This is a genomic window from Rhizobium altiplani, assembly GCF_001542405.1.
GTDB classification, from domain to species: domain Bacteria; phylum Pseudomonadota; class Alphaproteobacteria; order Rhizobiales; family Rhizobiaceae; genus Rhizobium; species Rhizobium altiplani.
In genome coordinates this window covers 1-6,746 of the sequence record NZ_LNCD01000030.1, presented here as the reverse complement: position 1 = coordinate 6,746, position 6,746 = coordinate 1, and the positions used below count along the sequence as shown (strand labels likewise).

5 protein-coding genes and 1 pseudogene are annotated in these 6,746 nt (G+C 56.5%); 3 read left to right on the top strand and 3 right to left on the bottom strand.

All coding sequences use genetic code 11. The annotated features are described in order from the left end of the window. The first annotated feature begins 148 nt into the window (after positions 1-148). Positions 149-451: a polysaccharide lyase family protein gene (locus AS026_RS43050; protein WP_245307325.1), complete on the top strand. Its 303-nt coding sequence runs from the start codon at positions 149-151 to the stop codon at positions 449-451. Between the two features lie 75 nt (positions 452-526). Continuing rightward, positions 527-988, top strand: a complete 462-nt coding sequence (locus AS026_RS43045) for a heparin lyase I family protein (protein ID WP_235777065.1) — start codon at positions 527-529, stop codon at positions 986-988. Positions 989-1,114: 126 nt separating this feature from the next. Here the strand turns inward: AS026_RS43045 and AS026_RS41950 are convergent, their stop codons facing one another. The 3 genes and pseudogenes from AS026_RS41950 to AS026_RS05040 all read right to left on the bottom strand — a co-directional run. Beyond that, positions 1,115-1,660 carry a hypothetical protein gene (locus AS026_RS41950; protein ID WP_155951250.1) on the bottom strand — a complete coding sequence of 182 codons (546 nt, stop codon included), beginning with the start codon at positions 1,658-1,660 and terminating at the stop codon, positions 1,115-1,117. After that, positions 1,650-2,843 carry a DUF418 domain-containing protein gene (locus tag AS026_RS05045; RefSeq protein WP_245307324.1) on the bottom strand — a complete coding sequence of 398 codons (1,194 nt, stop codon included), beginning with the start codon at positions 2,841-2,843 and terminating at the stop codon, positions 1,650-1,652. Before AS026_RS05045 ends, AS026_RS41950 begins: the two co-directional genes overlap by 11 nt. 606 nt (positions 2,844-3,449) lie before the next feature. Beyond that, positions 3,450-4,670 (bottom strand): annotated as a pseudogene (locus AS026_RS05040) (ISL3 family transposase); the annotation flags it as partial. 615 nt (positions 4,671-5,285) lie between these two features. Here AS026_RS05040 and AS026_RS05035 point away from each other — a divergent pair. Further along, complete coding sequence (locus tag AS026_RS05035; RefSeq protein WP_028746936.1) at positions 5,286-6,014, top strand: carbonic anhydrase; 729 nt, start codon at positions 5,286-5,288, stop codon at positions 6,012-6,014. The last annotated feature ends 732 nt before the right edge of the window (positions 6,015-6,746 follow it).

Below are 6,746 nucleotides of genomic sequence, written 5' to 3'. Positions count from 1 at the left end.
TGGCCGCGCCCATAAGGGCCACGGCGGCGGATTTTACACTCGGGAACTGGAACATTCCGACGCTGGTCTACCCCGGCGACCCCGAAACGGTCTTCCCCGATGACCATATTCCGCACCCAGCAAGACTACGCTGATCTCAGGCATTGGCGTGACGCGGTATCCGCAAAATAACGTGCTGGCCTTTGCCTGGCATCCCAAGGGCTGCGCCCGTGAAGACGGCACCTACGATCGCGATGGCAGTGAACGCTCCGAGCTCTGGGAAGCCGAAAAGGTTCTGGCGCCATTGGGCACCGACATTTGGTACCGTTTCGACATGTTCGTCGATGCAAGCATAACGCCGACCACTGCACGATTTGTGATCGGCCAATGGAGACAAACAAATTCTCTCCGAGATGCCCCTATCCTTGCCCAGGGGTTCAATGGTCGCGCCTTTACAGTCTCGATCGAATAGGACAACGCGGATCCGAACCGTGATCCGAAAAACGTCCTTTGCCGCGTTTTCATCGCCGGGCAGGAGAGCGCGCCGGTGGAACCAGGTTTCGGCAATGCCCATACGCTCGTCAAGCCGGCGCAGCTCTTCTCCCTGATGAAAAATCAGATGCTGTCGGTCGGTCATGACACCGAGGACCTCGCCCATGGAACAGCACCTTTGTCGGCATCAGGCCTAACTGGTTGTGCTCAGGCAATCTCGGTGACGCGCTATAATTCGCTGTCCGACCCGTTCGGGCAATGGACGACGATGGTCTATCACCTGCGCCTGGTTTCGGACAAAAGCGGTCTGATTGAAATCTGGGCCAATGGGAAAAAGATCACCAAGACCGAGGGCGTGATTGGCTTTAAGCCCTTTCTGGCGAAGGAACGGGGATATTTCAAATTCGGGTCCTATCGCAACCACGCCGATTTCGAAACGTTAACACGACTTGACCACTTGATCCGCAGCGAACGAAAGGAGGATGTCGATCCAGATGGCACCCTTGCCCCGCCTTGACCGACGATAGCAGGCTGCGGTCCGTGGCGCCCGCGCCTACACTGAGAGCGAATCCAACTGTCGATGAAGGAGAGTGAGCATGGACGAGCAAAAGCAGATGCTGACAGCTTCACTAAACAAAGCGATTCACGGTCCGCTCAAATCGTGGCGAGTTTTTCTCGCCGCGTCCGCGCTCCTTGCTCTATCGTCGTCCGCAGAGGCAGGAAACGCCCTCGAGAATGCGATAGGGAAAGCCCAGCCCTGCCAGGCGCTAAAGGTAAAGACTGGCTTGTTACCATCGGCGTCGATAAATTTGAAAAAGTTGAAATCGAAGAGCTCGCCGTCAACGTGAAAGGGATGTTGCGACAGCAACAGCATAGGTTCGCTGACCTGCCGCATTTCAGACGCGGCCGCACTCAAGGGCAACGTCTCCGCCCGACTGAGTTTCGATGCAGAAATCAATCTCACCACCTGCACGGTGAGCCGCCGAGACATCAAGCTTCTTTCTGCCGGCGGGATATTCGGCGATGTCGTGAAGGCGCTTGGCGAGCAGATTTCAAAATCGCTGGCGACGGAATATCCGACGAAGCCAAGAAATTGTGCCAGTAGCCGTGCCTCGACCAAAGATCTACCAATGAGCGAAACAAACGCGGAAGACGCCGGAACGTTCCTGACCGCGTTTTCATCTGGCAATCAAACGCGATCCTTGGTGTGACAACAACGTCGCCAGTCGGTGGATGGAGGCTTGGACGCCGGAAACGGTCTTCGCCATCCGGCCGTCCTGCTGCGATGCTCTGTCGAAACAGAAGCTCAGCAACGTAATCGCCACCATCAGGAGCGCTGTGAGCAGAGCCGACTGGGTAATGGTGGTTGGTTCAAATTGCACGCAATAGAGCAGCATGTTGCCAAAGGCGAAGGTGAAGAGGCTCGTGCGACCGAAGAACGTCAGCGATCTCCACAGTGAGGTCGGCGCAATCGACTGGCGCAAGGTAAGCAGGACAGCGGCGGCCGTAATGGCAAAAGCACCGACAACGCCGGCGGCGAAGTAAAGCGGATGGCTGTCGAGTCGCATGGTCATGTTCCCAAGGCCTCTCTTCGTTTCGCTATCGAGTATCCACGCGCCCGCGATGAGCGACAGCCCGGTGCCAAGGAGCACAAGCCAAGCGCGCCGAGTCATCCCTGCGGCCACGCCCGAAGCCGAGCCCATCAGGATTTTCCCGAGCGCCATTCCGGATATGACGAGCGTCATGCCATGCAGGACGGAGGGGCCGCCGAGCTTGGCTCCCCCTATTCCGAACAGGAACATCGCGAGGCGGTCCACTTCCGTTGGCAAGCCAAATACTACGGGACTTGGCAGCCCGCGCAAGACCGGATGAAGAATGTGAATGGCGACGCCCAGGATCAGAAGCGGAACTAGGCCCAGGCGATTGCGCGTCCATAAAAGGGCGGGAGCCACAGTTAGTGCGATTGCGTAAAACTTCAGAATGTCAGTGAACGGGGTTACCCCCAGCATGAAGATTGTCGATATGGAAAAGAATAACGAGTATTCAGACTTGGCAAAAAAAAGAACGACAACAGAAAGACTGTATAGCAGCCAGCATTGAATGGCCCTCGACCACAGAGGAGCGATAGATATACTGTGCTTGTCGGTATCAAATCGTGGCCTGTATACGACTTCAAGCATCGTTCCGAAAAGAACAATGAACGTTGGCGTTGAAAGCGCCATCAATAATTTAAGACCATCAACATAGGGCCCCTTAAAAAAGTCTGCTAATTTGGACACCGCCAAGACGTGACTGCCCATGGCCAGGAAAATCGCACATGAACGGGCCACATCGATCCCAACTATCCGATCTATCTTCATATTTACTGTCATGCTCCGGCAATTCTCCTATGGATAAGCAAAAAGGGCTTACCTACTCACAAAGCCAGACCGACAACCCCAGTCCGCTTGCGCTCTATCAAGTATCGTCAGGGCAATAGTCTGCGCCGAAGCAATGCTGTCGACAAAAGGAATGGAATGACGATGAGATGCAAAGTACGCCGACATGTAGGCAGACGTCGACGACGGGTGACCGAGCTATGGCTCCGACGGTTCAAGATGAATTTCCCAAGATATTCTCACCGCACTACAGTAGACCTGCAAAGCTCCAGTTCTTTTCTCAGCAGCGTAAAGCAGCAGGGTTAGCAGGCGCACGTGCTGATCGGACCGCCCGTTGTCGAAACGCAAGCGATCCGCTCAGGTTCGCTAGTTTCGGCGCCTTGATTTTCAGTTTCGACCTCTCTAATAATCATCTCCGAAAGATCGGTAAAATTCATTGGTTGGATCGCAATGATCTAAGCAATGAATGGGAGAATGCGTATTAAGGTCTTCGCGGGCAGTTTCACTCCTGTCCTTGGCGTAGCGCGACAAATCACCAGAGCGCCATTTTTCAAAACCCTCCTCTGCGAAGCGGTCCTCGTCGCCATCGGCAAGCATGAAAACACTCAGGGCTGCAGCCACAACGGAGATCATATGGCCCGTATCGGGATCGCGGACGGGTTCTGAAACATCCATATCCGCAGGCGGCTCGTCAGGTTGGATATTTTCGACTTCGCGCCACACCTTCAGCAAGCACTCCAGATTAGAGCGGCTGCCCGTGTAACCGCGGTTCTTGATATCGTAAAACAGATGCCGCCCGACCCGGTTTCCTTTTTCCAGCATTCAGCCAGGAAACATTGAAAATACAGCGGCGATGTCGGATTCAATGCTGCCCGGTTTCTGTCTCGAGGTGCATCGGAAGCAAGCCAATTCGCTATGCTGCGGCGCTCGTATCCGGTCCGCCTTGCAATCTCGCTGTAGGTGAGGCCCTGCTGCCGCAACGCTTGAAGCGTGTCGAATATTTCCTGACGAGATTGCCTGTGCGCCAAGCGGGCACGGCGCTGTTGTGACCTGGCGCTGGCGATAGCATCTTCGGAGAGTATGGGTCTGACATGGGCGTGAGCATAAACGCTCATTTGCTCCTTGATTGCCTCCCTGAGATTTTGAACCAGATGGAAACGGTCAGCCACCTGGCGTGCCTGTGGCGCGCCCTCTCGGGCTGCCTGAGCATACAAACCACATCGATCACGGCTCACGACCTCGATCGTCGGACGCTCTTGCAACCATGCTTTTGCGCTCTCGACTCTCCGGTCTTCCAAGACATCGACGACCGAATGACGCTCAAGATCGACCATGATCGTCCCGTAACGGAGGAATACCGCCAGCTCCAATCATCGATGCCCACAACCCGAATAGTGTCTTTTTGTATGGCTCCTGATTACCGCGCTTCAATTGCCGCAAGATCGTGTCGTCGCTGACCGGCATGCCGAGCCGATGCATCAAGTTCTATCCCGGACGACCTCCCATACTGTGGCCAACCAAGCCCACAATCTCAGCCATCCGTTTCGTCGCATATAGGGTGCAGCAATCGCGGGCAACCTGTCGGTGAAGGTTTGTCGCCCGCATTTCCGGTGTCGACACTGCCACCGGTTCAGTGCGAGTAGGGTTTCACAGCCTGAGCTTGAACAGGCAAGTCCTGGAGACGGCGGTCGTGCCAGCCGTGCTGGTGCCGACTTCGCGTTCCACAATCCGGGCAGATCCCGACAGGTTTCGTAGCAGCGGAAGGGCGATACCCAGAATTTTGACCCCCGGGCCGGGTGACCATTTCAATTGCGCTCGCATCCTCGCAAATAACAGCCGAGGCGCTAATATCCTGTTAACCACAGAAATTGAGGATGAACCCGTTTAAGTGCCAAACGACAAACGTGCTGTTGGACTCGTCTGGGAGATTAGTACAATGACAATGCCAACTGTAGCCGAAGTGATCAAGGTTCTGTGCTCTCCCTACGCCTTCTCCTCGTCGGTCCAATTCCGTCGCTGCCGACGGCCGGGATAACCTCGATCCACCGATAGTCTCCTTCATGCGTGGCTTCATCCGTGACTTCAGCTATCGCTTCAGTGCGATCTTCAGCATTCCGGTTCGCTCCTGTCGATAAAGGAGCAGATCTTGCCGCCTCGGTCAGAAAAGGAAAGGTGGGCCGCTTATCACGCTCACGAATCATCGCGCATGAGCATCCCCGCCAGAACTTGTCAGGGCCGGGTTGATCTACCGTACGGCCGGGCGATACTTCAGGATTGGCTTAGCTTCTTCGATGCGTCAATATTCCAATTGATGAGTGCCATATCAAGGCATAACCAAACCGGCCATTCTTCGATTCCCGGAGAATTGCCGGACATGACTTGGAGCAGGTGCCTTTTCTCCGCAGCCATCCCGGATATTGCAAAAGGACCGATACCATGTGCTTTGATTGCAATTCCTCCTCTCTCAGCCGTCGCTCCCTGCTGAAATTTGCCGGCATCGGAGGCGTGGCCGCCATGACTGCATGCTTCGGCAGGACCATGCCGGCATTCGCCTCGAACGCCCCCGCCCTCCTGCCGGATGAAGCACTGGCAAAACTCCAGGAAGGCAACAAGAAATTCGTCGCTGACGCGGAAGCCTGCGCCGCCAATATTTCCAAGCGCCGGCAGGACGTCGCCAAGAGCCAGGCACCCTGGGCGATCGTGCTCACCTGTTCCGACAGCCGTGTCGTGCCGGAACTTGTATTCGGCGGCGTGACGCTCGGCGAACTCTTCGTCGCTCGCAATGCCGGAAACGTGGTCGACACCGATGTGCTCGGCACGATCGAATATGGCACCGAACATCTGCATGCGCCGCTGATCGTCGTCATGGGCCACAAGCGTTGCGGGGCGGTCTCCGCCGCCTGCGAGGTCGTGTCCAAGGGCACCAAGCTCGATGGCTCAATCGGCAAGATGATCCAGCCGATCCTGCCCGTGGCTTTGGCGGAGACCGATCGCGGCGACAATTTTGTCGACAAGACCGTCCATGCCAATGCCTTCAACGGCGCCGAGCGCATCCTCACCGAAAGTGCGATCGTTTCTCGCCTGGTCGAGGAAGGCAAGGTGAAGATCGTGCCCGCCTATTATGATCTCGATACCGGCGTGGTCGATTTCCTGCACAAGGTCTGACCTACGAGGCGACTTCATGTTGCCGATGGCTATCCGCGGGCGCCTCGTCGCGCTCGCGGAACCATAGTCGCGGATGACACTTGCCGCCCGCAGCATCACCGGGCGGGTTACACTGACCGATGCGGGCCGCGAGCTGAGGTCGCGAGCTGGCTGCCTGGGCGACGCTCTTTTGGAAACTTCTGACTATACGCCTGCGCAACTTGGTGAGCTCAATCGACAGGTCCGACAGCTGCGCGATGACATCTATCGGAACCTTGGGCAGCTGGGCCGCTCCCTCCTTAGCCAGCACAAGGACATAGGCGTCGCTCGCAAACCCGATAGGTCATGGAAATAGCAGGGCTCCTGTCACGACGTCCGCCTTCCTGCCGTCACGCCCACGGAATAGAAGATTGCGTAAATGCCAATGGAAATCGCCGATTGTCCGATCTGGCCGAAATGCTCGGCGCCGTGGGGGATTGCGCCGTCATGATTGGGACCATGGAGGCGGAACTGGCCTGGTGACCACCGGTCTAAATGTCGTCGACTTTCCGCCGAACGCGGTGGGCGTGGTGGATCATCGAGTGAGAACGCCAGAGCAAGCGCTGTTCGATCGTTTTCAGGTGCCGCGTGTAGGTCATGTCGATGTCCCGCGAGACAAGGCAAAGGGGATGGCAGGCCGGGCGAGATCGAGTTCAACCGTCCTTGTAGTAATAACTGTAGCCGTTAAGCGGGGGCACCGCCGAGATGGGCGTA

Bases quoted from the DNA above. Each gene is read 5' to 3' on its own strand.
- AS026_RS05045 (WP_245307324.1), bottom strand. From the start codon at position 2,843: ATGACAGTAAATATGAAGATAGATCGGATAGTTGGGATCGATGTGGCC.
- AS026_RS05035 (WP_028746936.1), top strand. From the start codon at position 5,286: ATGTGCTTTGATTGCAATTCCTCCTCTCTCAGCCGTCGCTCCCTGCTG.